The organism is Caulobacter flavus (assembly GCF_003722335.1).
Lineage (GTDB): Bacteria > Pseudomonadota > Alphaproteobacteria > Caulobacterales > Caulobacteraceae > Caulobacter > Caulobacter flavus.
Genome location: NZ_CP026100.1, coordinates 4,983,886 through 5,009,658, shown reverse-complemented (window position 1 = coordinate 5,009,658; position 25,773 = coordinate 4,983,886). Strand labels below are relative to the sequence as shown.

26 protein-coding genes are annotated in these 25,773 nt (G+C 70.4%); 10 read left to right on the top strand and 16 right to left on the bottom strand.

Annotated elements, in window-relative coordinates; genetic code table 11:
• Positions 1-10: 10 nt before the first annotated feature.
• From C1707_RS22795 to C1707_RS22775, 5 genes are all read right to left on the bottom strand, one after another.
• Positions 11-211, bottom strand: a complete 201-nt coding sequence (locus tag C1707_RS22795) for a hypothetical protein (protein ID WP_101715558.1) — start codon at positions 209-211, stop codon at positions 11-13.
• Positions 212-301: 90 nt separating this feature from the next.
• Positions 302-1,894, bottom strand: a complete 1,593-nt coding sequence (locus C1707_RS22790; RefSeq protein WP_240633800.1) for a sensor histidine kinase — start codon at positions 1,892-1,894, stop codon at positions 302-304.
• On the bottom strand, positions 1,891-2,604 hold the full coding sequence (locus tag C1707_RS22785) for a response regulator transcription factor (protein ID WP_101715559.1): 714 nt from the start codon (positions 2,602-2,604) through the stop codon (positions 1,891-1,893). Before C1707_RS22785 ends, C1707_RS22790 begins: the two co-directional genes overlap by 4 nt.
• Positions 2,601-4,187, bottom strand: a complete 1,587-nt coding sequence (locus C1707_RS22780) for a DUF4153 domain-containing protein (protein WP_101715560.1) — start codon at positions 4,185-4,187, stop codon at positions 2,601-2,603. Before C1707_RS22780 ends, C1707_RS22785 begins: the two co-directional genes overlap by 4 nt.
• A 185-nt stretch (positions 4,188-4,372) precedes the next feature.
• Positions 4,373-4,849 (bottom strand): Hsp20 family protein, encoded by a 477-nt coding sequence (locus C1707_RS22775; protein WP_101715561.1) that lies wholly within the window; start codon positions 4,847-4,849, stop codon positions 4,373-4,375.
• Positions 4,850-5,124: 275 nt separating this feature from the next.
• Here C1707_RS22775 and C1707_RS22770 point away from each other — a divergent pair, with 275 nt between their 5' ends.
• From C1707_RS22770 to C1707_RS22750, 5 genes are all read left to right on the top strand, one after another.
• The gene (locus C1707_RS22770; protein WP_101715562.1) at positions 5,125-5,967 is read left to right on the top strand and encodes a class I SAM-dependent methyltransferase; all 843 of its coding nucleotides are present in this window, start codon (positions 5,125-5,127) and stop codon (positions 5,965-5,967) included.
• Between the two features lie 81 nt (positions 5,968-6,048).
• Positions 6,049-6,954 (top strand): class I SAM-dependent methyltransferase, encoded by a 906-nt coding sequence (locus tag C1707_RS22765; protein WP_101715563.1) that lies wholly within the window; start codon positions 6,049-6,051, stop codon positions 6,952-6,954.
• Positions 6,951-7,619, top strand: a complete 669-nt coding sequence (locus C1707_RS22760; protein WP_101715564.1) for a hypothetical protein — start codon at positions 6,951-6,953, stop codon at positions 7,617-7,619. The genes C1707_RS22765 and C1707_RS22760 overlap by 4 nt, the downstream gene beginning before the upstream one ends.
• 109 nt (positions 7,620-7,728) lie before the next feature.
• On the top strand, positions 7,729-8,037 hold the full coding sequence (locus C1707_RS22755) for an SCP2 sterol-binding domain-containing protein (protein ID WP_101715565.1): 309 nt from the start codon (positions 7,729-7,731) through the stop codon (positions 8,035-8,037).
• A 3-nt stretch (positions 8,038-8,040) separates the two neighbouring features.
• Positions 8,041-8,985, top strand: a complete 945-nt coding sequence (locus C1707_RS22750; RefSeq protein WP_101715566.1) for an alpha/beta fold hydrolase — start codon at positions 8,041-8,043, stop codon at positions 8,983-8,985.
• A 258-nt stretch (positions 8,986-9,243) separates the two neighbouring features.
• Here C1707_RS22750 and hisN read toward each other — a convergent pair whose 3' ends face one another.
• Positions 9,244-10,083, bottom strand: coding sequence for a histidinol-phosphatase (gene hisN / locus C1707_RS22745; RefSeq protein WP_101715567.1), 840 nt, complete (start codon positions 10,081-10,083; stop codon positions 9,244-9,246).
• 69 nt (positions 10,084-10,152) lie between these two features.
• Positions 10,153-10,545, bottom strand: a complete 393-nt coding sequence (locus C1707_RS22740) for a helix-turn-helix domain-containing protein (protein ID WP_101715568.1) — start codon at positions 10,543-10,545, stop codon at positions 10,153-10,155.
• A 177-nt stretch (positions 10,546-10,722) separates the two neighbouring features.
• Between C1707_RS22740 and C1707_RS22735 the strand changes: the two genes are divergently transcribed.
• Complete coding sequence (locus C1707_RS22735; RefSeq protein WP_101715569.1) at positions 10,723-11,661, top strand: lysophospholipid acyltransferase family protein; 939 nt, start codon at positions 10,723-10,725, stop codon at positions 11,659-11,661.
• Between the two features lie 71 nt (positions 11,662-11,732).
• Here C1707_RS22735 and C1707_RS22730 read toward each other — a convergent pair whose 3' ends face one another.
• From C1707_RS22730 to gcrA, 5 genes are all read right to left on the bottom strand, one after another.
• Entirely contained in the window at positions 11,733-12,239 is a 507-nt protein-coding gene (locus C1707_RS22730) for a response regulator (RefSeq protein ID WP_101715570.1), read from the bottom strand.
• 106 nt (positions 12,240-12,345) lie between these two features.
• The gene (locus C1707_RS22725) at positions 12,346-13,101 is read right to left on the bottom strand and encodes a M23 family metallopeptidase (RefSeq protein ID WP_240633987.1); all 756 of its coding nucleotides are present in this window, start codon (positions 13,099-13,101) and stop codon (positions 12,346-12,348) included.
• 98 nt (positions 13,102-13,199) lie between these two features.
• Positions 13,200-13,418 carry a DUF2093 domain-containing protein gene (locus C1707_RS22720; protein ID WP_058347630.1) on the bottom strand — a complete coding sequence of 73 codons (219 nt, stop codon included), beginning with the start codon at positions 13,416-13,418 and terminating at the stop codon, positions 13,200-13,202.
• Between the two features lie 27 nt (positions 13,419-13,445).
• Entirely contained in the window at positions 13,446-14,990 is a 1,545-nt protein-coding gene (xseA, locus tag C1707_RS22715; RefSeq protein ID WP_101715597.1) for an exodeoxyribonuclease VII large subunit, read from the bottom strand.
• Between the two features lie 91 nt (positions 14,991-15,081).
• Positions 15,082-15,615 carry a cell cycle sigma 70 cofactor GcrA gene (gcrA, locus tag C1707_RS22710; protein WP_101715571.1) on the bottom strand — a complete coding sequence of 178 codons (534 nt, stop codon included), beginning with the start codon at positions 15,613-15,615 and terminating at the stop codon, positions 15,082-15,084.
• 253 nt (positions 15,616-15,868) lie between these two features.
• On the opposite strand from gcrA, the gene C1707_RS22705 reads away from it, so the two are divergent.
• Positions 15,869-16,690: an ABC transporter permease gene (locus tag C1707_RS22705; RefSeq protein WP_101715572.1), complete on the top strand. Its 822-nt coding sequence runs from the start codon at positions 15,869-15,871 to the stop codon at positions 16,688-16,690.
• Positions 16,691-16,785: 95 nt separating this feature from the next.
• Here C1707_RS22705 and C1707_RS22700 read toward each other — a convergent pair whose 3' ends face one another.
• Complete coding sequence (locus C1707_RS22700) at positions 16,786-17,193, bottom strand: YbaY family lipoprotein (protein ID WP_101715573.1); 408 nt, start codon at positions 17,191-17,193, stop codon at positions 16,786-16,788.
• Positions 17,194-17,413: 220 nt separating this feature from the next.
• On the opposite strand from C1707_RS22700, the gene C1707_RS22695 reads away from it, so the two are divergent.
• From C1707_RS22695 to C1707_RS22685, 3 genes are all read left to right on the top strand, one after another.
• Positions 17,414-18,628 carry an aspartate aminotransferase family protein gene (locus tag C1707_RS22695; protein ID WP_101715574.1) on the top strand — a complete coding sequence of 405 codons (1,215 nt, stop codon included), beginning with the start codon at positions 17,414-17,416 and terminating at the stop codon, positions 18,626-18,628.
• Between the two features lie 76 nt (positions 18,629-18,704).
• The gene (gene argF / locus C1707_RS22690) at positions 18,705-19,640 is read left to right on the top strand and encodes an ornithine carbamoyltransferase (RefSeq protein WP_101715575.1); all 936 of its coding nucleotides are present in this window, start codon (positions 18,705-18,707) and stop codon (positions 19,638-19,640) included.
• A 128-nt stretch (positions 19,641-19,768) separates the two neighbouring features.
• The gene (locus tag C1707_RS22685; RefSeq protein ID WP_101715576.1) at positions 19,769-20,005 is read left to right on the top strand and encodes a DUF2164 domain-containing protein; all 237 of its coding nucleotides are present in this window, start codon (positions 19,769-19,771) and stop codon (positions 20,003-20,005) included.
• 138 nt (positions 20,006-20,143) lie between these two features.
• Here the strand turns inward: C1707_RS22685 and rnr are convergent, their stop codons facing one another.
• From rnr to topA, 3 genes are all read right to left on the bottom strand, one after another.
• Positions 20,144-22,432, bottom strand: a complete 2,289-nt coding sequence (gene rnr, locus C1707_RS22680; protein ID WP_420808287.1) for a ribonuclease R — start codon at positions 22,430-22,432, stop codon at positions 20,144-20,146.
• 99 nt (positions 22,433-22,531) lie between these two features.
• Entirely contained in the window at positions 22,532-22,906 is a 375-nt protein-coding gene (locus tag C1707_RS22675; RefSeq protein WP_101715578.1) for a hypothetical protein, read from the bottom strand.
• 32 nt (positions 22,907-22,938) lie between these two features.
• Positions 22,939-25,605, bottom strand: a complete 2,667-nt coding sequence (topA, locus tag C1707_RS22670; RefSeq protein WP_101715579.1) for a type I DNA topoisomerase — start codon at positions 25,603-25,605, stop codon at positions 22,939-22,941.
• Between the last annotated feature and the right edge of the window lie 168 nt (positions 25,606-25,773).

Below are 25,773 nucleotides of genomic sequence, written 5' to 3'. Positions count from 1 at the left end.
CGAGGCGGGTCTAGAAGCGGCGGCGCTTCAGGGAGGCGAAGGCGTCCAGCATCACGGCCGCCAGGTGGCTCTGGCTGCGGGCGAAGGCCGGATCGGCCGCCTCGCCCGACAGGCGCATGCCGTCGGGGCGGGTGACGGCCCAGGTGCAGCGGCCGGCTGCGATGTCGAGTTCGACCTGGCAGTCGGAGGCGGGCGGGGCGGCGGTCAGCATGGAAATCTCCTGGCCGGAAAGGCGAGATCGCACCCTACGGACGGCGTGGGGCGCCCTGATGGAACCCATGTGGAGATTTCGTGCAGACGATCAGGCCGTCGGCAGCGACAGGGTGAAGCGGGCGCCGTCCGGGTCGGCGACATAGGCCACCTCGCCGCCGTGGGCGCGGGCCAGCGAGCGGGCGATCGACAGGCCAAGGCCGGTTCCGCCTTCGGTCCGGCGCGTGGTGAAGAACGGCTCGAACAGTCGGACGGCGTCGGCCGCAGGCACGCCTGGTCCGTCGTCGGCGACCACCAGAACGACGCTGCCGCCCCGGTCGTGGCCGCTGATCGCGACCTTGCCGGCGCCGGCCTGGCGGCTGTTCTCGACCAGCACGGTCAGCACCGTCTCGATCATCGCCAGCGGGGCGGCGACGGGCGGCAGGTCGGCGGGCAGGTCGCTGGCGACCGTGAAGACGGGCGTCGAAAGGGCCGCCGCCACGGTCCTGGCCGCGGCCGCTGGCGCGGCGGCGACGCCGGCCTCGGGCGTGGCCATGTCGGCGCGGGCCAGTTCCAGCAGGCGTCCGACCAGGGCCGACAGGCGGGCGTTGTCGGCGGCGATGTTGGCCAGGAACCGCTCGCGCTCGGCCTGGCTCATGGTGGGATAGTGGTCCTGCAGCAGCTCGATGGCGCCGCGCACCCCGGCCAGCGGCGTCTTGAACTCGTGGCTCAGCGCGGCGGCGAAGTCGCGCAGGTAGCGTGACCGACGGTCGATGGCGTCCGACATGGCGCGGAAGTCGTCGTACAGCGCCTGGATCTCGACGGCGGCCGTGCGCGGCGTCTCGGGCGGTTCGCCCCGGCCGGCCGCCATGACCCGCGTGGCGGCGCTGAGCTGCTCGATCGGCCGGGTCACCCCGCGCGACACCAGGCCCGCCAGGCCGAACAGCACCACCAGTATGACCCCGGCGCCCAGCAGCAGCTTGCCGCGATCCTCGTGCAGGCCCTTGAACAGGCCGCGCGGCGAGCGCGACAGCAAGAGCACCCCGACCGTCCGGCCGCCCACCTCGACCGGGCGGGCATGGTGCAGCCGCACCGCCGAGGCCCGGCTGAACAGCTCCCAGATCGAGCGCTGGCGGTACTGGCCGTTGCGGCGCAGCACGGTCTGCGACCGTCCGGCCAGCGCCTCGCGCACCTCGGGCAGGGCCGACAGGTCGCCGCCGGCGCCCAGGCCCCGCACGACGCGTCCGCGCGCGTCGGTCAGGACGATGGCGGCCAGGGTGCTGCGCGTGGTGTCGGCGAAGATGTGGTCGAGGCGGGCGGCCGCCGCGCTGGCGGCGAGGTCCGGCGCCGCTGCGCCCGGGGCGGGCGAGGGACGCTCGGGCAGGATGGGGGCGGCCGACAGGTCGATGCTCGGCCGCTCGGGCCGGTAATAGTAGGGATCTTCCGGATCCGGACGTGGCGCGGGGGCCGGCGGCGGGGCGCCGGGCCACAGCGCCGCGGCCGTCGCGGCCAGGGCCGCGCCCTGGGCGGCCAGCTCGGCCTCGGTCTGGCGAACCAGGGTGTTCTCGTAGCTGCGCAGGAACACCCCGCCGATCGCGGGCATCGAGGCGGCGAACAGCAGCACCGCCAGCAGGATGCTGCGCAGCCGCAGCGCCGGCCAGCGCCGCTTCACCGCGTCCTTCCAGGCGTCCAGCGCGGCGATCACGCCCCGGCGCTCTGACTCGTGCCCTGGCACGGACCCAGGCGATAGCCGACGCCCGGACGGGTCTCGATCAGGTCGACGCCGCCCAGCTTGGCGAACTTGGCGCGCAGGTTGCGCACGTGGCTGTCGATGGTGCGGTCGGTCAGCGCGAAGCCGGGCCCGCGCAGGCGGTCGATGATGGCGTCGCGGCTGAACACCCGGCGCGGGGCGCTGGCCAGGGTCCACAGGATGCCGAACTCGGTGACGGTCAGCGTCGCCTCCTCGCCGCCCCAGGCGGCTCGCCAGGCCTCGGCCTCCAGGCTGAGGCGGCCGTGGCTGACCAGCTTGGGCTCCTCGACCGGCGCGGCGGCGCTGGCGCGGCGCAGGATCGCGCTGACCCGGGCGGTCACCTCGCGCGGGCTGAACGGCTTGACCACGTAGTCGTCGGCGCCCAGTTCGATGCCCAGCACCCGGTCGATCTCGTCGTCGCGCGACGACAACAGCAGCACCGGCAACTGGCCCTCGGCGCGGATCCGCCGACAGACGTCCAGTCCGTTCAGGCGCGGCATGTTGATGTCCAGCACCACCAGGGCCGGCTTGTGGGCAGCGATCGCCTCCAGCGCCGCCTCGCCGTCGCCGGCCTCGACCGTGGCGTAGCCGGCCTTGCCCAGGGCGAAGGCCAGCAGCTCGCGGATATGCGGCTCGTCGTCGACGATCAGGATGGGCTGAGTCATGGCGCAGATGTTCCGCTTGCGACGTCGGAGGTCAACGGGGCGATTGGGACCAGGGGAACGGCCCGCGGCGGGGTCGACGGGTCCACGCGGCCCGGATTGGTCATCGGATAGCCGTCGCAGTCTTCCAGTCCGGCCGGCACCCTGACGACGAGGTCGCTGGGGCCCAGCGCCAGAGCCGCTCGCAGCCGCCGCTCGCCGCGCCAGGTCCAGCTGCGCCAATCAGCCTGACGCCTGGAGAGGTCCTCCAGCAGCAGCGTGCGCGACCAGGCCGCGCGGGCTGCCAGGGGCTGGGGCAGGGGGCGGGCGCGCAGGCGGCTCAGCGCCACGACCGAAGAGTCGCCCAGCCGCTCCAGGTAGCAGACGTCGAGTTCGGAGGCGCGCCCGCCCACGTCCCTGGCGTGGCGGCTGTTCCAGTCCGCCGCGACGGCGCCCAGATCGATCACGGCGCACGCGGCCAGCACGACGCCGGCGGCGAGGACGTTGGCGTTGACCAGCCACGCGCCGCTCTTGCCCCGCAGCATCCGCCAGCAGATCAGGGCCAGGCCCACGCCCACCAGCGCCATCCAGATCAGGGCGGCGATCCGCAGGCGGGTCAGGCCGTAGGCGTCGATATAGTCCGCCGTGCGCAGGATCGACGAGGCCACCAGGAACAGGTTCTGCGCCACCCACAGCACCACCAGTCGCCTCAGCCAGGTCGAGCGGGCCGTGGCCGATCCCGGCGCCAGGGCGACCAGCACGAACAGGCCGGCCAGCAGCGCCGTGGCGATCAGGGGATAGGCGCCGCGATGGGCATATTCGGCCAGGGTCACGCCCTCGGGCAGGGGCGCGCGCGACCACAGGAAGGCGACGTCCAGGCCGTTCTGCAGGGCGAACAGGGCGTTGAACACCACCAGCGACAGGCCGACCGAGGCGACGCTGACGCCCGGCAGGGGCGCGCCGGAGCCGGCGGGCAGGCCCTGCGTCGTTCTGAGAAAGCGCGGGCGCAGCAGGGCCCAGGCGCAGACGCCCACCAGTCCGGCGAAGACCAGCCGGGCGGGGTCGAACAGCGGCAGGCGCATCTGGCCCAGCGCCTGGGCGATCACCGGATTGGCGGCGGTGAACAGCGCCACGAACACCATGCCGCCGACCACCGGCAGCACCAGTACCGGAAGGCGGCGCAGCACGAGGTCGCCGCTCGCCGTGCGATGCTTGCGCAGGGCCAGAAAGTCGAGGATCGGCGCCACCAGGGCCATGGCCAGCCAGAACCCCAGCCTTTGGGCCCAGCGCCAGGCGTCGTCGCGGGCGCCGGCGCGGGCCGACAGCGCCGCGACGCCCAGGCTCAGCACGCAGAACACCAGGGCCAGCCTTCCCGGCGCCTCGATCATCAGAGCGGCGAAAGCGGCCGCCAGCAGCAGGGCCGGCCAGGCCTTGCGCGACGTGGGGGCGGCAAGGGCGACGGCCAAGGTCGCCAGCAGGAACACCAGGCCCAGGTTCGCGCCCGCCGCCTGCCGGTAGAGCAGCTGGTCGGCCGCCAGCGCCAGCACGGCGGCCGCCACGGGCTTCATCCAGAACGGCGCGGCGGACGGCGATCGAAGGGCGGGCATCGGAAGGGCTCCCTGTGTCGGAGCCTTCTGGTTAGGCGGGGCGCTTGCAGCCCCGGCGGCGCGGGCGTGCACGGTCCGACCGCTCGTCGTGCAGAGCCGGTGCAGACGTAAAAAAGGGCGGCGCGAGGTCGCGCCGCCCGAAAGTCGGAGGGGAATTCAGAAGGGAAGAAAGCGATCGGTCGCCCTTAGGCGGCCTTTTCGCCCTCGATCAGGGTGGAGGCGTCGCCGTCGGCGGCGACGGCGCCCGTGCTGATCGGGATGGTCCGGGGCTTGAGGGCTTCGGGCAGCTCGCGCTTCAGCGCGATGGTCAGCAGGCCGTCGGCCAGGGCCGCGTCGGTCACCACCACGTAGTCGGCCAACTGGAAGCGGCGGTCGAAATTGCGCTCGGCGAGGCCGCGATGCAGGTAGCGCTTGGTCTCGTCGTTGGCCGCCTTGCGGCCCGAGACGGTCAGCAGGCCTTCCTTGGCCTCGATCGACAGTTCTTCCGGCTTGAAGCCGGCGACGGCGATCTCGATGCGGTAGGTGTTCTCGTCGGTGCGCTCGATGTTGTAGGGCGGATAGCCCGAGGCGGCTTCGGTCTTGGCGGCGGCGTCGAGTTGCGCGGCCAGGCGGTCGAAGCCGACAAGCGAACGGTACAGGGGCGAAAGATCGATCGTACGCATAAGTGTAGAACCTTCTTCTCAAGCAAGGTTGCAGTCAGTGTTCGAACCTTCGACGACCCGAAATCGGCCTCGTCTGTGATCCGGAAGGCCCGGCTGTCCAGCGCCTTCGGTTGAATAGTTGGGAGGCCGTTTTTCGACTTCAAGGGGTGCGACGTTTTTGAATGCAACGGCTTCGGAGGCGCCGGCGCGAAGCGTGGCCTCGATGGGCCGGAATCGCTTGATCGGACGCCACCCAAGGTTAAGGTCCGTCACCTCGACGACGACGGAGACAGACCATGCCCGCCCGCCGCCACCTGCTGATCCTCGCCGCCGCAGCGGCCCTCGTTCCCACAGCCGGCGCCCTGGCCGCCGACGCCGCCCTCAAGGCCGCCGTCGCCTCGCCCGACCGCACGCCGGCCAGCGTCGCCCGCGACGGCGCTCGTCATCCCTACGAGAGCCTGGCGTTCTGGGGGCTCAAGCCCGGCCAGACCGTGATCGAGGTCTCGCCCGGCGGCGGCTACTGGACCGAGATCCTCGCGCCCTACGCCAAGGCCACCAAGGGGACCTACGTCGCCGGCGTCGCCGACCTGGCCAATCCCAAGCTGTCGGAAGGCGCCCGCAAGGGCCGCGCGGCCTTCGAGGCCCGCTTCGCCGACGAGGCCAAGTACGGCAAGGTCAAGTTCGTCGACTTCGGACCGGTGGCCGCGCCGCTGGGCGCGCCGGGCTCGGCCGACCTCGTTTTGACCGCCCGCAACGTCCACAACTGGACCGGCCGTCCGGGCGAGGTCGACAAGATCTTTGCCGACTTCTTCGCCGTGCTGAAGCCGGGCGGCGTGCTGGCCATCGAGGAGCACCGCGCCGAGCCGGCCGACGAGAAGAGCCCCGGCGCCGGCGGCTACATGGCCACCTCGACCGTCGTGGCCATCGCCGAGAAGGCCGGCTTCAAGCTCGACGCCAAGTCCGAGATCAACGCCAACCCCAAGGACACCAAGGATCACCCCTTCGGCGTCTGGACCCTGCCGCCCACCCGCCAGTCGGCGCCGTCGGGCCAGCCGGCCGATCCGAACTTCGATCGCGCCAAGTACGACGCCATCGGCGAAAGCGACCGCATGACCCTGCGCTTCAAGAAGCCCGCGTGAGGTCGCGCCTGGTGACGGCCCAAGGGCCAGTTTTGGTCAAGGTCGCGGTCTAGGCTGGGATCCATGCGTAACGGGGGATCGATGGACCCAGTTTCTTCCTGGTCGCGCCGCGGCCTGCTTGTCGCCGCCGCCGCGGCGGGCCTCGTCGGCTGCGGCCGCAAGAAGGACGAACCGGCCGCCAAGGCCGAGGCGGCCAAGCCCGCCGCCGCGGCCAAGGGCGGGGCCTCCACCCTGGCCGGCGCCGTGGCCGGCGATTGGCGCACCAGCGCCGACAAGGCCCGCGACGCCTGGCGCCATCCGGTGCAGAGCCTTGAGTTCTGGGAAATCCGGCCCGGCCAGACGGTGGTCGAGTTCTGGCCCGGCGCGGGTTGGTACACCGACATCCTGGCGCCGTTCCTCGCCTCCACCGGCGGCAAGCTCTACGAGGCGGTGCTGGAAGCCGACCCGGCCGATCCCGCCGCCGCCGAGATCGTCGCCGCCTATCGCCGCAAGCTGGAGGCCAAGCCCAAGCTCTACGGCAAGGTCGACATCACCACCTTCGGGCGCGGCAGCGGCCCCGTGGCGCCGGCCGGCAGCGTCGACCGCGTGCTGTTCCTGCGCAACCTGCACAACTGGATGGCCGGCGGCATCGCCGAGAAGGCCTTCAAGGACGCCCTGGCGGCGCTGAAGCCGGGCGGTATCCTCGGCGTCGAGGAGCATCGGGGCGAGCCTGGCCGGGTGCAGGATGTTCTGGCCGCCGACGGCTACGTGCAGCAGGCCTATGTCGAGCAGCTGGCCAAGGAGGCCGGCTTCGTCCTGGCGGGATCCAGCGAGATCAACGCCAACCCCAAGGACACCAAGGACCATCCGTTCGGTGTCTGGACCCTGCCGCCCACGCGCCTGTCGGCGCCGCGCGGCGAGCCGGCCGAGCCCGATTTCGACCACGCCAAGTACGACGCCATTGGGGAGAGCGACCGTATGACCCTCAAGTTCGTGAAGCCGAAATGAGCGCCCGCGTCGCGCGCCGCGCGCTCGTCGCCGCCGTCCTGACCCTGGTCGCCGGCACGGCGGCCCTGGCCCAGGGCAACAAGGTCGCGCCGGCCGACAAGGTGTTCGCCTATCTGGAGAACTTCCTCAAGGTGCCGGCCCAGGAACGTTCGCGCACCCGGGTCGCCTACGCCCTGAGCCGCGACGGCAAGCCGGCCGCGGGCCTCAAGGCGACCCTGATCGAAGCCAGTGGCGCGCGTACGCCGTTGCCGATCGGCGGTGACGGCCGCTTCGAGCGCCTGCCGACCCTGGCCCAGCTGCAGGGCGGGGCGAAGATCGAGTTCGAGGCCTCGGCCGACGGCAAGTTCGGCTCGACCATGATCATCGAACCGGTCCTCAAGCCCGCCGCCGAGTACGAGGTCGCAGAGCTGAAGGCGGTGCTCGACTCGACCAACGGCGTCATCGGCAAGGCGGCCGGGCCCATGGCCATGCTGGCTCCGAAGATGACCGGCTTCGGCTTCCAGGGCGCGGCGAGCGGCGTGGTGGTCGGCGCCGATGGCAAGGCCCAGCCCCTGCCGCTCTCGGGCAAGACGCCGATCCTGCGCCTGGCCGACTTCAAGGGCGCGACCCGCGTCAGGCTGTCGGGAACCCCTGCGCGCGTAGGCTTCATCCAGAGCAAAAAATAGCGTGGAGAGCGTCTGAACGGTGTTTACTTGCGGCCCGGCTCCGGCCAGGGTGGCGCCCAAGTTTTCACGCGCAGAACGCTAGAGCGCAGAAAAGAGGGAGACAGCGTTTATGGCCACGTTGCAGGAAATCACCGACAAGATCAAAACCGCCGTGGGCGACGACAGCGGCCTGGGCAAGAGCCTGAAGTTCGACCTGAAAGGCGAAGGCGTCATCCTGATCGACGGCGGTTCGGTGTCGAACGACGATGGTCCGGCCGACCTGACCATGACCCTGTCGAAGGAAGACTTCCTGGCCATCGGCGCCGGCTCGCTCGACCCGACCATGGCCGTCATGACCGGCAAGCTGAAGCTGTCGGACATGGGCGCGGCGATGGCGCTGCAGTCCAAGATGGCGGCGCTGTTCTCGAAGCTCCGCTAAGCCATGGGGGAACCTGCGCCGCTGGTCTCGATTCCCGAGGCGCCGGTTCCCGACCACGGCCAGGCCGAATGGTTTTCCGGCGCGGATGGGGCGACCCTCCGCGCCGCTCTATTTTCTCCGCCTGGCCAGGCGCGCGGCTCGGTGGTCGTCAGCCCCGGCCGCAGCGAACCGATCGAGAAGTACTACGAGGTCGTTTACGACCTCCTGGCGCGGGGCTTCGTCGTCCTCGTGCACGACTGGCGGGGGCAGGGGCTCTCGCACCGCATGCTGCCCGATCGGCTGAAGGGCCACGCGGCCGGCTTCCATGACTTCGTCGGCGACTACCAGGCGCTGCTGGCGGCCTTCGAGGCCCGCCTGCCCAAGCCGTGGATCGCACTGGGACACTCGATGGGCGGCTGCCTGACCAGCCTCGTCCTGGCCCACGGCGAGACCCGTTTCTCCGCCTGCGTGCTGTCGGCCCCGATGCTGGGCCTCAACACCGGCGGCAAGCCGGCCGCCATGGCCCGCGCCCTGGCCTGGCTGGCGGCCCGCACCCCGCTGCGCGGCGACTACGTGCTGGGCGACGTCGGCGACCCGTTCAAGCACGTCTTCCCGCAGGACGCCCTGACCCACGACGCGGCCCGCTACGCCCGCCACCAGGCGCAGATCCGCGCCTGTCCTGACATCGCGTTGGGCGGCATCACCTGGGGCTGGACCGACTTCGCCTTCAGCGCCTGCTCGTGGCTGGCGCGTTCGAAGGGCGTCGAGGCGGTCACCATCCCGGTGACCATCGTCGGGGCGGGGATCGACACCCGAGTTCTCACGTCCGCCCAGAAGGCGATCGCCGCCCGCATCCCCAAGGGCCGTTATGTCGAGATCGAAGACGCCTTCCACGAGATCCTGATCGAGACCGACGACCGCCGCGCCCGCTTCTGGGCGGCCTTCGACGAGACGGTCGCAGGCCTCTAGGTCCTCCCCCTCTGGAGGAGGTGGCCCGAAGGGCCGGAGGGGGACGTTTTCAGCTTACGAGGCGGTAGCGGGCTCATCAGCCACGCCCCCCTCCGTCGGCTTCGCCGACACCTCCCCCAGAAGGGGATCGTTGCATAATGGGGTAAAACAAGAACGACTTTCCCCTTTTGATTCCGAACTGTTCTCGAACGGATTCTGGTCTGTTCTTCGACGTTCCGAATTTCGCAACAGTCCCCAGAAGGGGAGGATCTTTGATCTCTATTTCGCCGAACGCTTCAGGGCGACCAGGGCCTCGTCCAGAACGCGCTGGTCGCCGGCGATGGCCATCTGGCCGCCGTGCTGGCCGATCGGCGCGCCGCGCCAGTCGGTGACGACCCCGCCGGCGCCTTCGATCAGGGGAATGGCGGCCTCGACGTCCCAGCTCTTGAGGCCCGCCTCGATGACCATGTCCATCGTGCCGGCCGCCACCATGGCGTAGGCGTAGGCGTCGCAGCCCAGGCGGGCCAGCTTGGCGGCCGCGCGCACCTGGCGCCAGGCGCCCAGTTCCGCGCCGTCGAAACAGGCTTCCGGATCGGTGGTGGCGATGATGGCGTCGGTCAGCACAGGGCAGGGGCGCACGCGCAGGGCCTTTTCGCCGCCGCGGGCGATCAGGCGCGAGCCCAGGGCGGGAGAGCCGACATAGAGTTCGCCGATATAGGGCTGGCCGATGGAGCCCAGAACGGGACGGCCCTGATGGCGCAGGCCGATCAGGGTGGTCCACAGCGGCAGGCCCGAGATGAAGGCGCGGGTGCCGTCGACGGGGTCCAGCACCCAGACGAACTCGGCGTCCGGGCGGTCCTCGCCGTATTCCTCGCCGATCACGCCGTGCTCGGGAAAGCGCTCGGCGATCAGCTTGCGGATCGCCGCCTCGGCGCCGCGGTCGGCCTCGGTGACGGGATCGAACGCCGCGTGGGTGTCGCGCGGCAGGTTCTTGCCGGCCGCCTTGTCCTCCAGCCCGTGGTCGGACCGGAACAGCGGCAGGATGGCTCCTGCTGAGGCGCTGTTGAGCTCGACGATGAAGGCGTCGAGGGCGGCGAGGCGATCGGCGGAGAGCGTCATGGGGCAGGCTTTAGCCCGCCTTGGCCCACGACGCTACTCCACTGACGCGACAGCCCTCGGGGAGGCGCTTCAGGCTTCGAGCTGCTCGACGCCGTTCAGCGACTTGGCCAGGTCCAGCAGGCGACGGCGCGGACGCTCGCCCAGCAGGTAGTAGGCCCGGATCAGGTCGATGGTCTCCTTGCGGGCGAACATCTCGCCGCCCTCGGAGTCGTTGCTGGCCGTCGGCGCGGTGTCGCGGGCGATGGCCGACAGGCCGTCGTAGAAGTAGCCGACCGGCACCTCCAGCGCCTCGGACAGCTGCCACAGGCGGGCGGCCGAGATGCGGTTGGCGCCGCATTCGTATTTCTGGATCTGCTGGAAGCGCACGCCGACGGCGCCGGCCAGTTGCTGCTGGGTCAGGCCGAGCAGCCGGCGACGGCGGCGAAGGCGCTTGCCCAGGTGAGTGTCGATGTCGTTGCCCATGATGTGGACCCTTGACCCCCGATGGCTTTCCCCCGTCCCGAAACGGAACGGTCTGCCCCGACAGCCGCAAGTCGCGCGCCAAGCGAAGCTCGCTCGCCCGAGGCGCGGTTCGAAGGCGAGACGGGAGGTTCCGGCGCCACAGTTCCGCCGCCGGCCAAGTCGAGCTAGTAAGGGCCGATGTCCGACGCTCGCGTTTCCCCCACCCAAGACCTCCTCTGGCGCCTCGAGGCGTTCGGCTACGACCTGTTCATGGGTCTGTTCCGGCTGCTGGGCGTGGACGCGGCCTCGGCCCTGGGCGGCTGGTTCGGGCGTACGTTCGGTCCGCTGAGCGGGGCCCACAAGGTGGCCGACCGCAACCTGCGCCTGGCTTTTCCGGAAAAGGACGCCGCCTGGCGCGCCGACATGCTGCGCCGCCAGTGGGACGGTCTGGGGCGGACGTTCGGCGAGTTCCCGCTGATGGACAAGCTCCTGCCCTCCACCGGCCGGGTCGAGGTTGTGGGCGCCGAGCGCCTGGCCCAGATCGCCCGCGACAGCGAGCCGGTGGTGTTCGTTTCGGGCCACCTGTCGAACTGGGAGGTGATGCCGGCGGCCATCGTCGATTCCGGCGTGACCTGCCAGATGACCTACCGGGCGGCCAACAACCCCTATATCGACGAGCGTATCAAGAAGAGCCGCTTCCGCTACGGCGTGCGGCTGTTCGCCCCCAAGGGCGGCGACGGCGCGCGCGAGCTGCTCGACGCCATGAAGCGCGGCGAGTCGGTGGCGCTGATGAACGACCAGAAGTTCAACGGCGGGATCGCCGCCCCGTTCTTCGGCCACGACTCGCGCACCGCGCCGGGCCCCACGCGCCTGGCCATCCGCTTCGGCACGGTCCTGCAACCGATGTCGGTCCAGCGCACCAAGGGCGCGCATTTCCGCGCCGTGGTCCACGACCCGATCGTCCCGCCCAGCACCGGCGACCGCACGGCCGACATCGAGGCCGGCGTGCGGATGATCAACGCCTTCATGGAAGACCGCATCCGCGAGCGTCCGGAGGAGTGGTTCTGGGTCCACCGCCGCTGGCCCAACGAGGTCTATGCCGCGCTGCTGGCGGGGGATGCGGCGAGGGAACGCTGAGCGTTCGCGTGGGCCAACTTTATTCCGTCATTCCCGCCACAAGGGCTGAATGACGGGAAAGTAGGGGCGCCCTAAAGCTCGATCGCGCCCTTGTCCGTCGCGCGACGGAACGGCCCGCCGTAGTGCGGGTCCTGGCGACGGCGGCGGCAGGGGCCGAAATAGTCGCCGCTGCGGATGAACGGGCGCGGCTTGAAGATCACCATGTCGATGCGGTCGAGCAGCGAGCGGGCCGTGACCGGCTTGACGACGATCTCGGTGACGCCGGCGTCGCGCGCCTCGAACACCCGGTGCCGCTCGGCGAAGCCGGTCAGCATGATGATCGGCAGGAACGGGTCGGGGCTGTCGGGCGAGTTGCGCACCAGCTGGGTGAACTGCACCCCGTCCAGCGGCGACATCTTGAAGTCGACGATGGCGATGTCGATCTGGCGATCCTTCAGGATCTGCAGGCCTTCGGCCCCGTCGATCGCCTCGTGCACGTGGCGCACGCCGACCCCTTTCAGGATCGTGCTGACGATCGCCCGCATGTGGTGGTTGTCGTCCACCAGGAGGAAACGGAGCTTGTCGAGCGCCGCGGACATGCGGGATTACGCCTCATACGCGAGTTTCAAAAGCGGGGCTGGGGATAACCATAACCGCGGCGGCCTGTCGATAGGGGGTGTCCCGAAATGGTCAAGTTTGATCCTGTCACTGTCGCATTCCTGCGTCAGCGATCCACAGGCTGGGGTCGAGGTTACGGTCGCGCCACTTGAGCCGCCAGCACAGGTGCGGGCCCGTGGCCCGGCCCTCCTTGCCGACGGCGCCGATGACCTGGCCCTGGGTCAGGCGCTGGCCGGCGGCCACGTCGACGCGTGAGAGGTGCAGATAGGCGCTGATCAGGCCCTGCCCGTGGTCGATCAGGACGAGGCCGCCCTCGAAGTGCAGGCCGGTCTCGGCGAAGGCTACGACGCCGGCGGCCGGGGCGACGACCGGCGTTCCCACCGGCGCGGCCAGGTCGACGCCATAGTGCGGCCGCTTGGGCTCGCCGTTCAGGATCCGCTGGCCGCCGAACCGCGACGAGCGGCGCGTGGCCTTGACCGGCCAGATGAAGCCCGTGCGGAAGAAGTCGCCGTCGACACGGCTGGAAAAGCCCGCCGCCTTGCGCGCGCCCTCGGCGGCGATGCGGGCCAGCAGGACAGGGTCCTCGGGCGAGACCTGAGACGGCGGCAGGCCGTCGATGCGCTGGATGTCGAAGGTTCCGGGCGCGACCGCCACGCTGTGCGTCGCCGAGCCGTCGGGCGTCCGCACCGTGATCTCGGCGCTGGCCGGCGCGTCGCGGTCGAAGCCGACCACGAACCAGCCGTCGGCCGAGGCCTGGGTCAGGGGAACGCCGTCGACCAGCACCTCGGCATGCGGCGCGGTGCGGCCCAGCGCGTATCCGCCCTGTTCGAGGCGGCCGCTCAGCACCAGTCCCGGCGCCGCGGCGGCGGCGGGGAAGGCGAGGGGAGCGACGCCGCACGTCAGTGCGGCGAGAAGCGCCCGTCTATTCGGACGCCAGGGCTTCAGGCCTTGGTCTCCTGCCAGCGCTTCAGCGCTTCCTTCGGCGTGGCGTAGGCCTCCTGAAGCTCGGGGCTCCAGTAGCGCAGGGCTTCGAGCGGGATCTTCGCGCCGGTGACGGCGCACACCACGTATTGGCCAGGCTGGAGCACGGCGAAGTCGCCGTCGCCGTAGTGCAGGACGGCCAAGCCGGATTTGCCGAGGTCGCGATCGTAAGCGTTCATGAGACTCTTCTACGCCAATCCGGAAGACTAGAACAGGTCGCCCTGGGCGGCTGGAGGGGCCGTGGGCGGCGCGGGTTTCGGGCGCGGCGCCGGCTTGGGCGCGCTCGCCGCCGACGGGGCGGGCGGGGGAGGCGGCGGCGTCGCGCCTTCGCCGTCGATCACAGCGTCGCGCTCGCCGAGCTTGAACTTCAGGTTCACGCGCTCGCCGGCGGAAAGGTCGGCGGCCGAGCGGGCCAATGTCCCGTCCATCTTGCGCACCAAAGCAAAGCCCAGCTCCAGCGGCCGCTCGGGGTTCAGCGACTGGCGCAGCTTGTCCAGGCCCGCCAGGCGGTCGGCGTCGCGGTCGAGGCGGCGGCGGGCCACGGCGTTCAGGCGGTCCCACAGGGCCGGCAGGCGGGCGTGCTGGGCGGCGCGCTCGGGCGCGCGGCGAGCCGCCAGGTCCAGGCGGCGGGAGAGGTCGGAAAGACGCTCGGACTTGGCCTGGCGCTGGCGGGCCAGGGCCTCGGGCGACAGGCGGGCGGTGACCTTGAGCAGGTCCTGGGCGTGGACCGAGGTGTTGCGCTCCAGCGCCGCGTCCAGCCGGCCGGCGGCGATGTCGAACCGCTGCTGCGCGAGCGCCAGCAGGTCGTTGGGACGCGGCAGGCCACGCGCGGCCGCCTGCAACCGGGTGCGGCGCTCCTCGACAACGCGGCCCGCGCAGCGCGACAGGCGGCGGTCGTAGTCGGAGACCAGGCCTCGCAGCTCGGCCAGCACGGGCGTGGCCATCTCGGCCGCCGCCGTCGGGGTCGGCGCGCGACGGTCGGAGACGAAGTCGATCAGGGTGGTGTCGGTCTCGTGGCCGACGGCCGAGATCAGCGGGATCGTCCCTTCGGCCACCGTGCGGGCCAGGGCCTCGTCGTTGAAGGCCCACAGGTCCTCCACCGAGCCGCCGCCTCGCGCGACGATCAGGATGTCGGGACGCGGAACCGGACCGCCGGGCGAGAGGGCGTTGAAGCCCCGGATGGCCCCGGCCACCTGGCCGGCGGCGGCGTCGCCCTGCACCACCACCGGCCAGACGATCACCCGGCAGGGCCAGCGGTCGCGGATGCGGTGCAGGATGTCGCGGATCACCGCGCCGGTGGGACTGGTGATGACCCCGACCACGGCCGGCATGGAGGGCAGGGGGCGCTTGCGTTCGGCGGCGAACAGGCCCTCGCCGGCCAGCTTGGCCTTCAGCCGCTCGAGTTGCGCGAGCAGGGCGCCGACGCCGGCGGCCTCCATGCTGTCGATGACGATCTGGTAGCGCGAGCCGGCCGGATAGGTGGTGATCTTGCCGGTGACGATGACCTCGAGCCCGTGCTCGGGCCGCACGCCCAGGCCGCGCACATTGCCCTTCCAGACCACGCCGTCGATCGCGGCCTTGTCGTCCTTGATGGTCAGGTAGACGTGGCCGTTGGAGTGATGGGTGACCTTCGAAAGCTCGCCGCGCAGCCGCACGAAGCCGTAGCGGTCTTCCAGCGTGCGCTTCAGCGCGAAGGCCAGTTCCGAGACGGAATAGGCGGGGGCGTTGGAATCGGGGGCGAGGTCGGTCATCGAGGACAACATAAAGCCCTCCCCGCGGAACGGGGAGGGCTGCATGGCGAGAGCGCCTTGTCGACGCCTCTCTTCTTATGGCTGGCCGGCGCTAGATGTAGCGGCGCAGCGAACGGGCGAGCTCGGTGGCGCCGCCCTTCTTCTTGGTCGACTGCTGCGGCTGGTAGGCCACCCGGGCGTGCTCGACGCAGTAGGGGCCTTCCGACGAACGGCGGCCGCAGAAGGTGAAGCTGTCCGACGACGGGTCGCCGATCGGCCACTTGCACATGTGAGCGCCCAGCGTCAGCACGGTAGCCGAGCCCGGGGCTTCGTTGCGCATCACCGGAACCGACGGCTGCTGGTGGGCGGCGACGGGAACCGGGGCCGGGGCGACCGGCTCGGCGGCGACCACGCGACGCGGCGCGGCCGGCATGGCCGTGGCGGCCGGACGAGCCGGGCGCGGCGCCTTGAAGGCCGGACGGGCCGGCTGCGACGGCGCGGCGCGACCCGACAGGCCCAGGCGATGGACCTTGCCGATCACGGCGTTGCGGGTGACCCCGCCGAGTTGCTTGGCGATCTGGCTGGCGGACAGGCCGTCCAGCCACAGCTTCTTCAGGGTGGTGACCCGTTCGTCAGTCCAGCTCATGGCCCATCTCCGCCTAAAATCAGGGTCATGACGAGAAACCCCACCTCGCCATCACCCTACATCTGGTGTACAGATCGCCCCGCCGGCGTCTGCCCTACCACATAGTGTAAAGAATGCGTTAAGACGCACAATAGGCGCCAGGTAGTCTGTCCACAGAAACAATATATTGATTCTCGAAGCGGCACGCTTGCGTCCGACCCCTCCCGAGCGCACATGGCGAAGGAATTTCCAGGATCGGGCGCCAGGACGGGCAATGAGAGACATGGCAGACAGCGTCGTTCCCCCGCAGCCGCGCGACTATCACGGCTGGAACTGGAGCGGTTTCCTCACCCTCTACCAGCGTGAGATCCGCCGCTTCTGGAAGGTGGGCATGCAGACCGTGGCCGCCCCGGTGGTGACCACGCTGCTCTACATGCTGGTGTTCGTGGTCGCGGTCGGTTCCAGCCGGCCGGCGGTCGAGGGCGTGACCTTCGGCCATTTCGTGGCGCCGGGCCTGATCATGATGGCCGTGCTCAACAACGCCTTCGCCAATTCGTCCTCGTCGCTGATCCAGGCCAAGATGATGGGCCTGACGTCCGACTTCCTGACGCCGCCCCTGACCCCGCTGGAGCAGGTGGCCGCCTTCGGCCTGGGAGCCGCGACGCGCGGCGTCGTGGTGGGCGCGGTGACGGCCGCCGTCATCGGCGTGCTGCCGGGCGCTGGCCTGCAGGTCTCGCACCTGTGGGCGATCGTCTACTTCGCGGTCGGGGCCGCGATCATACTAGGCCTGGCCGGCGTGCTGGCGGGCCTGTGGTCGGAGAAGTTCGACCAGCTGGCGGCGGTGACCAACTTCGCCATCATGCCGATGACCTTCCTGTCGGGCACCTTCTACCTGGTCGACAAGCTGCCCGAGCCGTTCCGCACGGCCAGCCACTTCAACCCGTTCTTCTACCTGATCGACGGCTTCCGCTACGGCTTCATCGGCCATGCCGACGGCAGCATCGCCATCGGCGTCGTGGTCACGGCCGTGCTGGCCACGGGCCTGTTCCTGTGGTGCTGGGCGCTGTTCCGCAGCGGGTACCGCCTGAAGAGCTGAAGGGAGCGGCCGACCGGGCCGCTCACCCCGCCTTCTTCCAATCTCCCGTCATTCCCGCCCTTGTGGCGGGAATGACGGGATAAGGGGAGGGGACCCTACCGCCCCACGCCCTTGACCAGCACCTCGACGTCCTTCGTCGGGCCGTCGTTGATGACGGCGATGTGGGTGTCGTTGATGAAGCGCAGCTGGCCGTCCACCTCGACGCGGGCCGACACCGAATAGCGATGGCCCGGCAGGATCTGGGCCGGATCATAGGCCAGCTTGAAGGCTGCGGGCGGGGCGCGCGTGCCGTCGATGACGTCCTCGGCCAGCACCTTGGCGGGCGCGTCGGCCAGGCTGACGTCCTGCAGGCGCACGATCGTCTTCGTCGTCGGCGGCAGCATGATCCGCTCGCGCCAGACCACGGTCCCCGTCACCGCCGCGGAGCCGGAAGGCGCGGGCGTCGAGGCGCAACCGGGCAGGGCGGCCAGGGTCAGCAGGGCGAGGGAAACGGCGGCCTTCATCGTGGATCCTCCAAGCATCTCCCCCGCGCCCAGGCTTAGGTCGGATCGCGCCTCGATGGCAAGTTAGCGGTCCCGCGCCGCCAGGGTGTGTCCGCCGCGCCCCGCAGGGCGAAAATTCATAGTGATTTCATTGACAGGGCAGGGCTTCGCGCCGACAACGTCGGGCCTTCCAGTCCCCGCGCGAAAGCCCGGGGGCTTCTTGCCTTTTAGGGAGGCCGCTTTGAGCACTGCGACGTCGTCCAACTCCTCGCAACACCACATCATGGGCGTGTACAACCGCGCCCCGCTGGCGTTCGAACGAGGCCGAGGCGCGCGCCTGTTCTCGACGACCGGCGAAGAGTACCTCGACTGTGTGGCGGGCATCGCCACCTGCGGCCTGGGCCACGCCCATCCCGTGCTGGTCGACGCCCTGAAGACCCAGGGCGAGAAGCTCTGGCACGTCTCCAACATCTACACGATCCCCGAGCAGGAAGTGCTGGCCGACAAGCTGTGCGCGGCCACCTTCGCCGACGTGGTGTTCTTCACCAACTCGGGCACCGAGGCGATCGAGTGCGCCCTGAAGGCCGCCCGCCGCTACCACGCGATCGCCGGCAATCCCGAGCGCATCGACATCATCGGCTTCGACGGCTCGTTCCACGGCCGTTCGTACGCGGCGGTCAACGCCTCGGGCAACGCCGGCTATCTCGACGGCTTCGGCCCGCGCCTGCCGGGCTTCGTCCAGCTGCCGTTCGGCGACCTGGAGGCCCTGAAGGCCGCCATCGGCCCGACCACGGCCGGCGTCATCATCGAGCCGGTGCAGGGCGAGGGCGGGGCGCGCGCCCTGACCGAGGCCCAGCTGGTCGAGCTGCGCCAGATCACCCGCGAAGCCGGCGTCCTGCTGATCTTCGACGAAGTGCAGAGCGGCATGGGCCGGACCGGCAAGCTCTTCGCCCACGAGTGGGCGGAAGGCGCCGAGCCCGACATCATGTGCGTGGCCAAGGCTCTGGGCGGCGGCTTCCCGGTCGGCGCGTGCCTCGCCACCCACGAGGGCGCCAAGGGCATGACCCCCGGCACCCACGGCTCGACCTACGGCGGCAACCCGCTGGCCATGGCGGTCGGCACGGCGGCCTTCGACGCGATCAACACGCCCGAGCTGCTCGACAACGTGAAGACCGTCGCCGGCTACTTCACCCAGCAGCTCAACGGCCTGAAGGACCGCTTCCCGGACGTCGTGCTCGACGTGCGCGGCAAGGGCCTGCTGATCGGCGTCAAGCTGGCCTCCAACAACCGCGAGTTCATGGCCCTGGCCCGCGACCAGCAGCTGCTGGTGGCCGGCGGCGGCGACAACTGCGTGCGCCTGCTGCCGCCGCTGAACCTGACGCTGGCCGAGGCTCAAGAAGCCGTGGCCAAGCTCGAGAAGACCTGCGAGGTCGTCCGCGCCCAAGCGGCGGCCTGACGGCCTACCGATCCGACGCCTCCGCCCTTGCGGCGGGGGCGTCCACTCCAGCCCATTTTCGGAAAGGTGGCCTGAGATGACCGCCCCCCGTCACTTCATCGATCTGTGGAAGCTCGACGGCGCTACGCTGCGCCTGATCCTCGAGGACGCCAAGGCCCGCAAGACCGCCCGCAAGGGCTGGCCGCAGGGCCGCGTCGACGCCGACGCGCCGGCCAAGGACCGCGTGCTGTCGATGATCTTCCAGAAGAACTCGACCCGCACCCGCTTCTCGTTCGACGCGGCCATGCGCCAGCTCGGCGGCGACGCCATCATCTCCACGGCCTCGGACATGCAGCTGGGCCGCGGCGAGACCATCGAGGACACCGCCAAGGTGCTGTCGCGCATGGTCGACGCGGTGATGATCCGCGCCAACGTCCACGCCGACGTCGAGCGTTTCGCCCAGGTCTCCACCGTGCCGGTGATCAACGGTCTGACCGACAAGAGCCACCCGTGCCAGATCATGGCCGACCTGCTCACCATCGAGGAGCATCGCGGCGACGTGGGCGGCAAGACCATCGCCTGGGTGGGCGACGGCAACAACGTCTGCTCCAGCTTCATCCACGCCGCCCCGCTGCTGGGCTTCGAGCTGAAGATAGCCTGCCCGAGTGTCTATCACGCCGACCTGCACGACCTGGCCCGCGCCGCCGGCCTGAATGGCAAGGTCACGATGATGGAGTCGCCGCAGGAAGCCGTGCGCGGCGCCGACGTGGTCGTGGCCGACACCTGGGTCTCGATGGGCGACACCGACCACGACGAGCGCCTGAAGGCCTTCGAGCCCTATCAGGTCGACGACGCCCTGATGGACCTGGCCAAGCCCGACGGCGTGTTCCTGCACTGCCTGCCCGCGCACCGCGGCGAGGAAGTCACCGACGCCGTCCTGGACGGCCCGCGCTCGCTGGTCTGGGACGAGGCCGAGAACCGCATCCACGCCCAGAAGTCGGTCCTGGCCTGGTGCTTCGGGGCCATCGGCTGACCCTCTGCGTCCTTCGAGGCTTCGCCTGCGGCTCGCGGCTCGCGGCTCAGGATGAGGATCTCATTGCACTGAACACCTCATCCCGAGGCGCCCGCGCAACGGGCCTCGAAGGACGCAAGGAGCCCGGCATGGCCCGCATCGAGCTCGACAAGGACGTGCGCGAAGCCGCCCTGCGCAAGCTGACGCTCTACATGCGCGACGAGCTCGATCGCCCGGTCAGCGGCCTGGAGGCGGGCTTCCTGCTCGACTTCATCGGGCAGACCCTGGGTCCGGCGTTCTTCAACCAGGGCGTCCGCGACGCGCAGGCGCTGATCCTGCGCAAGCTCGAAGACGTGGTCTACGAGATCGAGAAGCCGATCGGGTAGAGACCCTCCCCCTGAAGGGGGAGGTGGCCCGGAGGGCCGGAGGGGGAAGAAGCGCTCGCCTCGCGTCCCGCTCCGAATTCAGCAGACACATCCCCCTCCGTCGGCTGCGCCGACACCTCCCCCTTCAGGGGGAGGGTCTTAGCGCCGCTTGCCTCGCCGCACGCCCTTGGGCAGGCCGCCGCGCGGCTTGACCGCCGCCTGCCGCCGCGCGCCCAGGCGCGGGCGCGGCAGTTTGGGATCCGCCGGCAGCGGGTCGGTCAGCATCTCGAACAGCAGGCCGCCGGTCACCGGCGTGGCCTCGCGCAGCCGCACCTCGACCGACAGGCCCAGCGGCCAGCGCTTGCCCGTGCGCTCGCCGACCAGCGAGTGCAGCTTTTCGTCGTGGACGAAGAACTCCTCGCCCAGGTTCGAGATCGGCACCAGGCCGTCGGCGCCGGTCTCGTCCAGCTTGATGAACAGGCCAAAGCGGGTGACGCCGGTGATGCGGCCGCTGAAGGTCGCGCCCACGCGGTCGGCCAGGAACGAGGCGATGTAGCGATCGGTGGCGTCGCGCTCGGCGGCCATGGCCCGGCGCTCGGCGTGGGTGATGACCTCGGCCGTGTCCTTGATCCGTGCGATGTCCTGGTCGGTCAGCCCGTCGTCGCCCAGGCCCAGGGCCCGGATCAGGCCCCGGTGCACGATCAGGTCGGCATAGCGCCGGATCGGGCTGGTGAAGTGGGCGTACTTGGCCAGGTTCAGGCCGAAGTGGCCGATGTTGTCGCTGGAATAGTGGGCCTGCATCTGGGTGCGCAGGACCACCTCGTTGATGATCGCCGCGTGCGGGCTCTCGCGGGTCTCTTCCAGCAGCTGGTTGAAGCGCTTGGTCTGCGGGGCCTCGCCCTTGTTCCAGCGGATCTCCAGCGTCTGCAGGAATTCGGCCAGGTTCTGCACCTTCTCCAGGCTGGGCGTGTCGTGCACGCGGTAGATCAGCGGCGAGCGCTTGGCCTCCAGGCTCTCGGCGGCCGAGACGTTGGCCTGGATCATCATCTCCTCGATCAGCTTGTGGGCCTCGAGGCTGGCGCGGCGGGTGATCGAGGCGATCTCGCCGTCCTTGGTGATGACGATGCGGCGCTCGTCGCTTTCGATGGCCAGCGGCGAGCGCTGCTCGCGGCCCTTGCCCATCAGGCGGAAGGCCTCCCACAGCGGATTGAGGATCGCGTCCAGCAGGGGCGGGGCCTTGTCGGGATCCTGGCCGGCCGGCGGGGGCGTGCCGTCGATGGCCGCCTGGGCCTGCTCGTACGACAGCTTGGCGGCGCTGCGCATCAGGCCGCGCACGAAGCGGTGGCTCTTCTTGTGGCCCGACTTGTCGAACACCATCCGCACCGCCAGCGTGGCGCGGTTCTCGCCTTCACGTAAGGAGCACAGGCCGTTGGACAGGGTCTCGGGCAGCATCGGCTCCACCCGGTCGGGGAAGTAGACGCTGTTGCCCTTGTCGCGGGCGTCGCGGTCCAGGGCCGAGCCCGGGCGGACGTAGGCCGCCACGTCGGCGATGGCCACCCAGACCACCCAGCCGCCCTTGTTGCCCTCGCTGTCGTCGGGATGGGCGTAGACGGCGTCGTCGTGGTCGCGGGCGTCCACCGGGTCGATGGTCACGAACGGCAGGTCGCGCAGGTCCTCGCGGCCCTCCAGCGTCGGCTCCCTGGCGGCTTTCGCCTCCGCTTCGGCCTCGTCCGAGAAGCCGGTCGGGATGCCGTGGCTGTGGATGGCGATCAGCGAGGCGGCGCGGGGGTCCTCCTCGTTGCCGACGGTCTCGAGCACGCGGCAGGGCTTGGGGCCGTAGCGGCCGGCGTGGCCGCTCTGCTGCACGACCACCAGGTCGCCGTCCTTCAGGTCGCCGACGCCCGGCTGCGACACGTCGAGGACGAAGCTCTCCTTCGACTTGCGGTCGACCGGCTCGACGCGGATCTCGCGGCGCTGCTTGCGCACCACGCCCAGCACCTTGTGGGCGCTCTGGCCCAGGCGCTTGATCAGGCGGGCCTCGTACTCGCCGCTCTCCAGCTTCTCGAAGCGCACCAGCAGGCGGTCGCCCAGGCCCGGCGCGCCGGCGGCGGCCTCGCGGCGGTCGGGGGCCAGGCGCACCAGGGCCACGTCCTCATCGGCCTTGGTCAGCTTGACGAAGAGATCACCGTCGCCGTCGCGCTCGATCACGTCGGCCACGCCCACGGGCGGCAGGGCGCCGGCCTCGGCGAAGCCGCGGCGGCCGCGCTTGCCCAGCTGCCCCTGGGCTTCCATCTCGCGGATCATCTCGCGCAAGGCGCGGCGGTCGGCGCCCTTCAGGCCGAAGTGGCGGGCGATGTCGGCCTTGGCGGCCTCGCCGGCGTCGCGCAGGAACGCCAGCAGCGTCTCCTTGTCAGGCAGGCCGGCGGGCGGACGCGCCTTCGAAGGCATCTTCGGGCGCGCGGTCTTCGGGGCGGCGGTCTTGGGGAGGCGAGGTTTGGCCATTCCCCTCGTCTAAGCCGTTTCCCGGGCGAAGGAAACGAGCAGAACCTAGTACAGGTCCTCGATCCGCTGCGGCGTCTGCTGGGCCGGCGGCAGTTCGGGCTTCTTCTCGGCCGGGGGCGGGGTGGCGGGCGCGACCGGGGCCTGCACCACCGGCGGGGTTTCCGGCGCGACCTCCTCGGGCGCCTCCTCGACCGGCTTGACCGGCGGGGGAGGGGGCGGCGGGGCGACCTCGACCGGAGCCGGGGTCGCATCCTTCACCGGCACGCCCGAGACCTCGGCCAGCGGCGCGGTCGAGACCGCGTCGGCCGGCTTGCCGGTGTCCAGCGCGCCGCGCAGGCCCAGCACGAAGCCCACGACGCTGACCGCCGACAGCAGAACCACCACCAGCGGCAGCGGCATGGGACGTTCGAGCGTGGTCATGGCGTCAGTCTACTCCCCCTGGCCGCTTGCCGTCACGCCTCGGTCTTGGCCTTGGCCGGCGCCTTCTTGGCGGCCGGCTTCTTGGCCGCCGTGGTCTTGGCGGCGGCCTTCTTCGGCTTGGCCTCGGCGGCTTCGCCCTCGGCTTTCGCCTTGGCAGGCGCCTTCTTGGGCGCGGCGGCCTTCTTGGCCGGCTTCTTGCCGCCGCCCTTGGCCACGCGTTCGGCCAGCAGGGTCACGGCCTCGGCCAGGGTCAGGGCCGCCGGATCCGCGCCCTTGGGCACGTTGGCGTTGGTGTCGCCGTGCTTGATGTAGGGACCAAAGCGGCCCGACAGCACGCGCACCGGCTTGCCGTCCTCGGGGTGATTGCCAAGCTCGGCCAGGGCCGCGGCGGCCGCGCGCTGCGGACGCCCGCCGCCGGCCCGCTTGTCGGCCAGGATGGCGACGGCGCGGTTGAGGCCGACGTCGAACACCTCGTCGGCGTTCTCCAGGTTGGCGTAGGTGCCGTCGTGCAGCACGAACGGGCCAAAGCGCCCCAGGCCCGCCGTGATCGGCTTGCCGTCGTCGGGGTGCATGCCGACCTCGCGCGGCAGGCTCAGCAGGCGCAGGGCCTTCTCCAGGTCCAGCGCCGCCGGCGTCCAGCCCTTGGGCAGGGACGAGCGCTTGGGCTTCTCGCCCTCGGCCGCGACCTCTTCCACGTAGGGGCCGAAACGGCCGTTCTTCAGCCACACGGCGCGGCCGGTGGCGGGGTTGATCCCCAGTTCCTTGTCGGCGCTCTCGGCCTCGCCGTCGCCCTCGGCCACGCCCAGCTGGCGGGTGTAGCGGCATTCGGGATAGTTCGAGCAGCCGATGAAGGCGCCGAACTTGCCGGTCTTCAGCGACAGCATGCCCGAGCCGCAGGTCGGGCAGAGGCGCGGGTTCGTACCGTCGCCCTTGTCAGGGAAGATGTGCGGGCCCAGGGCGTCGTTCAGCGCGTCGAGCACGTTGGTGGTGCGCAGCTCGGCGATCTCGCCGACGGCGGCGTGGAAGTCCTTCCAGAACTCGCGCAGGAATTCCTTCCAGTCGAGCTTGCCGTCGGAGACGAGGTCGAGGCGCTCTTCCAGGGCCGCGGTGAAGTCGTACTCCACGTAGCGGCGGAAGAACTGCTCGAGGAACGCGGTGACCAGGCGGCCCTTGTCCTCGGGGATGAAGCGCTGCTTCTCCATGCGCACGTATTCACGGTCGCGCAGCACGCCCAGCACCGAGGCGTAGGTCGACGGGCGGCCGATGCCCAGCTCTTCCATCTTCTTGACGAGGCTGGCTTCCGAATAGCGCGGGGGCGGTTCGGTGAAGTGCTGGTCGGCGCGGGCCTCGATGACCTTGGCGGCGGCACCCTCGACGATGGCCGGCAGGCGGGCGCTGTCTTCGCCCTCCTCGTCGTCGCGGCCTTCCTCGTAGACGGCCAGATAGCCGGGGAACAGCACCACCTGGCCGGTGGCGCGCAGGCCGGTGCGGCCGTCGTGGCTTTCCAGGTCGACGGTGGTCCGCTCGATGCGGGCGCTTTCCATCTGCGAGGCGATGGTGCGCTTCCAGATCAGCTCGTACAGGCGCCCCAGGTCCGGATCCAGGCGCAGCGAGCCGGGGTTGCGGCGCATGCTGGTCGGGCGGATGGCTTCGTGGGCCTCCTGGGCGTTCTTGGCCTTCGACTTGTAGATGCGCGGGGCGTCCGGCACGTACTCCTTGCCGTAGACGGCGCCGATCACCTCGCGGGCGTCGGCGATGCCTTCCGGCGCGATCGAGACGCCGTCGGTACGCATGTAGGTGATCAAGCCGACGGTCTCGCCGCCGATGTCGATGCCTTCGTATAGCTTCTGTGCGGCCTGCATGGTGCGCTGGGCTGAGAAGCCCAGCTTGCGGGCGGCTTCCTGCTGCAGGGTCGAGGTGGTGAAGGGCGGGGCGGGCGAGCGCTTGCCGGGCTTCTTCTCGACGGCCTCGACCTTGAAGGTCGCGGCCTGCACGGCGGCCTTGGCGGCCAGGGCCGAGGTCTCGTTGCCGAGGTCGAATTTCGTGAGCTTCTTGCCGTCGTGCTTGACCAGGCGGGCCAGGAACGGGTCCGAGCCGGCCGAGACGTCGGCGTCGACGGTCCAGTATTCCTGGGTCTTGAAGCGCTCGATCTCGATCTCGCGGTCGACGACCAGGCGCAGGGCCACCGACTGCACGCGACCGGCCGAACGAGAGCCCGGCAGCTTGCGCCACAGCACGGGCGACAGGGTGAAGCCGACCAGATAGTCGAGGGCGCGGCGGGCCAGGTAGGCCTCGACCAGCTCCATGTCGAGGTCGCGGGGCGCGCGCATGGCCTCGGTCACGGCGGCCTTGGTGATGGCGTTGAAGGTGACGCGCTGGATCTGCTTGTCCTTCAGCGCCTTCTTCTTGTTCAGCACCTCGAGCACGTGCCAGCTGATCGCTTCCCCTTCGCGATCCGGGTCGGTGGCGAGGATCAGGCGGTCGGCCTTCTTCAGCGCGTCGACGATGTCGGAGATGCGCTTGGACGACTTGGCGTCGACCTCCCAGCTCATGGCGAAGTCGTTGTCGGGCTCCACCGACCCGTCCTTCGAGGGCAGGTCGCGGATATGCCCATAGGAGGCCAGAACCGTGTAGTCGGACCCGAGGTACTTGTTGATGGTCTTGGCCTTGGCCGGGCTCTCGACGACGACGACGTTCATTACGACTCTGAGCTAGGGGAGGTGGATCGGCCTTCCGGCGAACCAGGAGGCGAGCGCCGGAAAGTGGGGGCGAGCCTATGACAATGTCAACGGCGCCTGTGCGAACCTTCGCAATTGCGAGCACAGCGCCCGCCGGGCTCTCTCTTTAGAGAGAGGAGAGCCAAAGCT

What these genes read in the sequence shown, in the direction of transcription:
- C1707_RS22685 (WP_101715576.1), top strand. Translation starts at nt 19,769, where the DNA reads ATGGCCCGCATCGAGCTCGACAAGGACGTGCGCGAAGCCGCCCTGCGC.
- C1707_RS22720 (WP_058347630.1), bottom strand. Translation starts at nt 13,418, where the DNA reads ATGAACGCTTACGATCGCGACCTCGGCAAATCCGGCTTGGCCGTCCTG.
- C1707_RS22705 (WP_101715572.1), top strand. Translation starts at nt 15,869, where the DNA reads ATGAGAGACATGGCAGACAGCGTCGTTCCCCCGCAGCCGCGCGACTAT.
- C1707_RS22785 (WP_101715559.1), bottom strand. Translation starts at nt 2,604, where the DNA reads ATGACTCAGCCCATCCTGATCGTCGACGACGAGCCGCATATCCGCGAG.
- C1707_RS22675 (WP_101715578.1), bottom strand. Translation starts at nt 22,906, where the DNA reads ATGACCACGCTCGAACGTCCCATGCCGCTGCCGCTGGTGGTGGTTCTG.
- topA (WP_101715579.1), bottom strand. Translation starts at nt 25,605, where the DNA reads ATGAACGTCGTCGTCGTCGAGAGCCCGGCCAAGGCCAAGACCATCAAC.
- rnr (WP_420808287.1), bottom strand. Translation starts at nt 22,432, where the DNA reads ATGCCTTCGAAGGCGCGTCCGCCCGCCGGCCTGCCTGACAAGGAGACG.
- xseA (WP_101715597.1), bottom strand. Translation starts at nt 14,990, where the DNA reads ATGACCGACCTCGCCCCCGATTCCAACGCCCCCGCCTATTCCGTCTCG.
- C1707_RS22780 (WP_101715560.1), bottom strand. Translation starts at nt 4,187, where the DNA reads ATGCCCGCCCTTCGATCGCCGTCCGCCGCGCCGTTCTGGATGAAGCCC.
- C1707_RS22795 (WP_101715558.1), bottom strand. Translation starts at nt 211, where the DNA reads ATGCTGACCGCCGCCCCGCCCGCCTCCGACTGCCAGGTCGAACTCGAC.
- C1707_RS22765 (WP_101715563.1), top strand. Translation starts at nt 6,049, where the DNA reads ATGGACCCAGTTTCTTCCTGGTCGCGCCGCGGCCTGCTTGTCGCCGCC.
- C1707_RS22755 (WP_101715565.1), top strand. Translation starts at nt 7,729, where the DNA reads ATGGCCACGTTGCAGGAAATCACCGACAAGATCAAAACCGCCGTGGGC.
- C1707_RS22770 (WP_101715562.1), top strand. Translation starts at nt 5,125, where the DNA reads ATGCCCGCCCGCCGCCACCTGCTGATCCTCGCCGCCGCAGCGGCCCTC.
- C1707_RS22750 (WP_101715566.1), top strand. Translation starts at nt 8,041, where the DNA reads ATGGGGGAACCTGCGCCGCTGGTCTCGATTCCCGAGGCGCCGGTTCCC.
- C1707_RS22735 (WP_101715569.1), top strand. Translation starts at nt 10,723, where the DNA reads ATGTCCGACGCTCGCGTTTCCCCCACCCAAGACCTCCTCTGGCGCCTC.
- C1707_RS22760 (WP_101715564.1), top strand. Translation starts at nt 6,951, where the DNA reads ATGAGCGCCCGCGTCGCGCGCCGCGCGCTCGTCGCCGCCGTCCTGACC.
- C1707_RS22700 (WP_101715573.1), bottom strand. Translation starts at nt 17,193, where the DNA reads ATGAAGGCCGCCGTTTCCCTCGCCCTGCTGACCCTGGCCGCCCTGCCC.
- hisN (WP_101715567.1), bottom strand. Translation starts at nt 10,083, where the DNA reads ATGACGCTCTCCGCCGATCGCCTCGCCGCCCTCGACGCCTTCATCGTC.
- C1707_RS22775 (WP_101715561.1), bottom strand. Translation starts at nt 4,849, where the DNA reads ATGCGTACGATCGATCTTTCGCCCCTGTACCGTTCGCTTGTCGGCTTC.
- argF (WP_101715575.1), top strand. Translation starts at nt 18,705, where the DNA reads ATGACCGCCCCCCGTCACTTCATCGATCTGTGGAAGCTCGACGGCGCT.
- C1707_RS22730 (WP_101715570.1), bottom strand. Translation starts at nt 12,239, where the DNA reads ATGTCCGCGGCGCTCGACAAGCTCCGTTTCCTCCTGGTGGACGACAAC.
- gcrA (WP_101715571.1), bottom strand. Translation starts at nt 15,615, where the DNA reads ATGAGCTGGACTGACGAACGGGTCACCACCCTGAAGAAGCTGTGGCTG.
- C1707_RS22740 (WP_101715568.1), bottom strand. Translation starts at nt 10,545, where the DNA reads ATGGGCAACGACATCGACACTCACCTGGGCAAGCGCCTTCGCCGCCGT.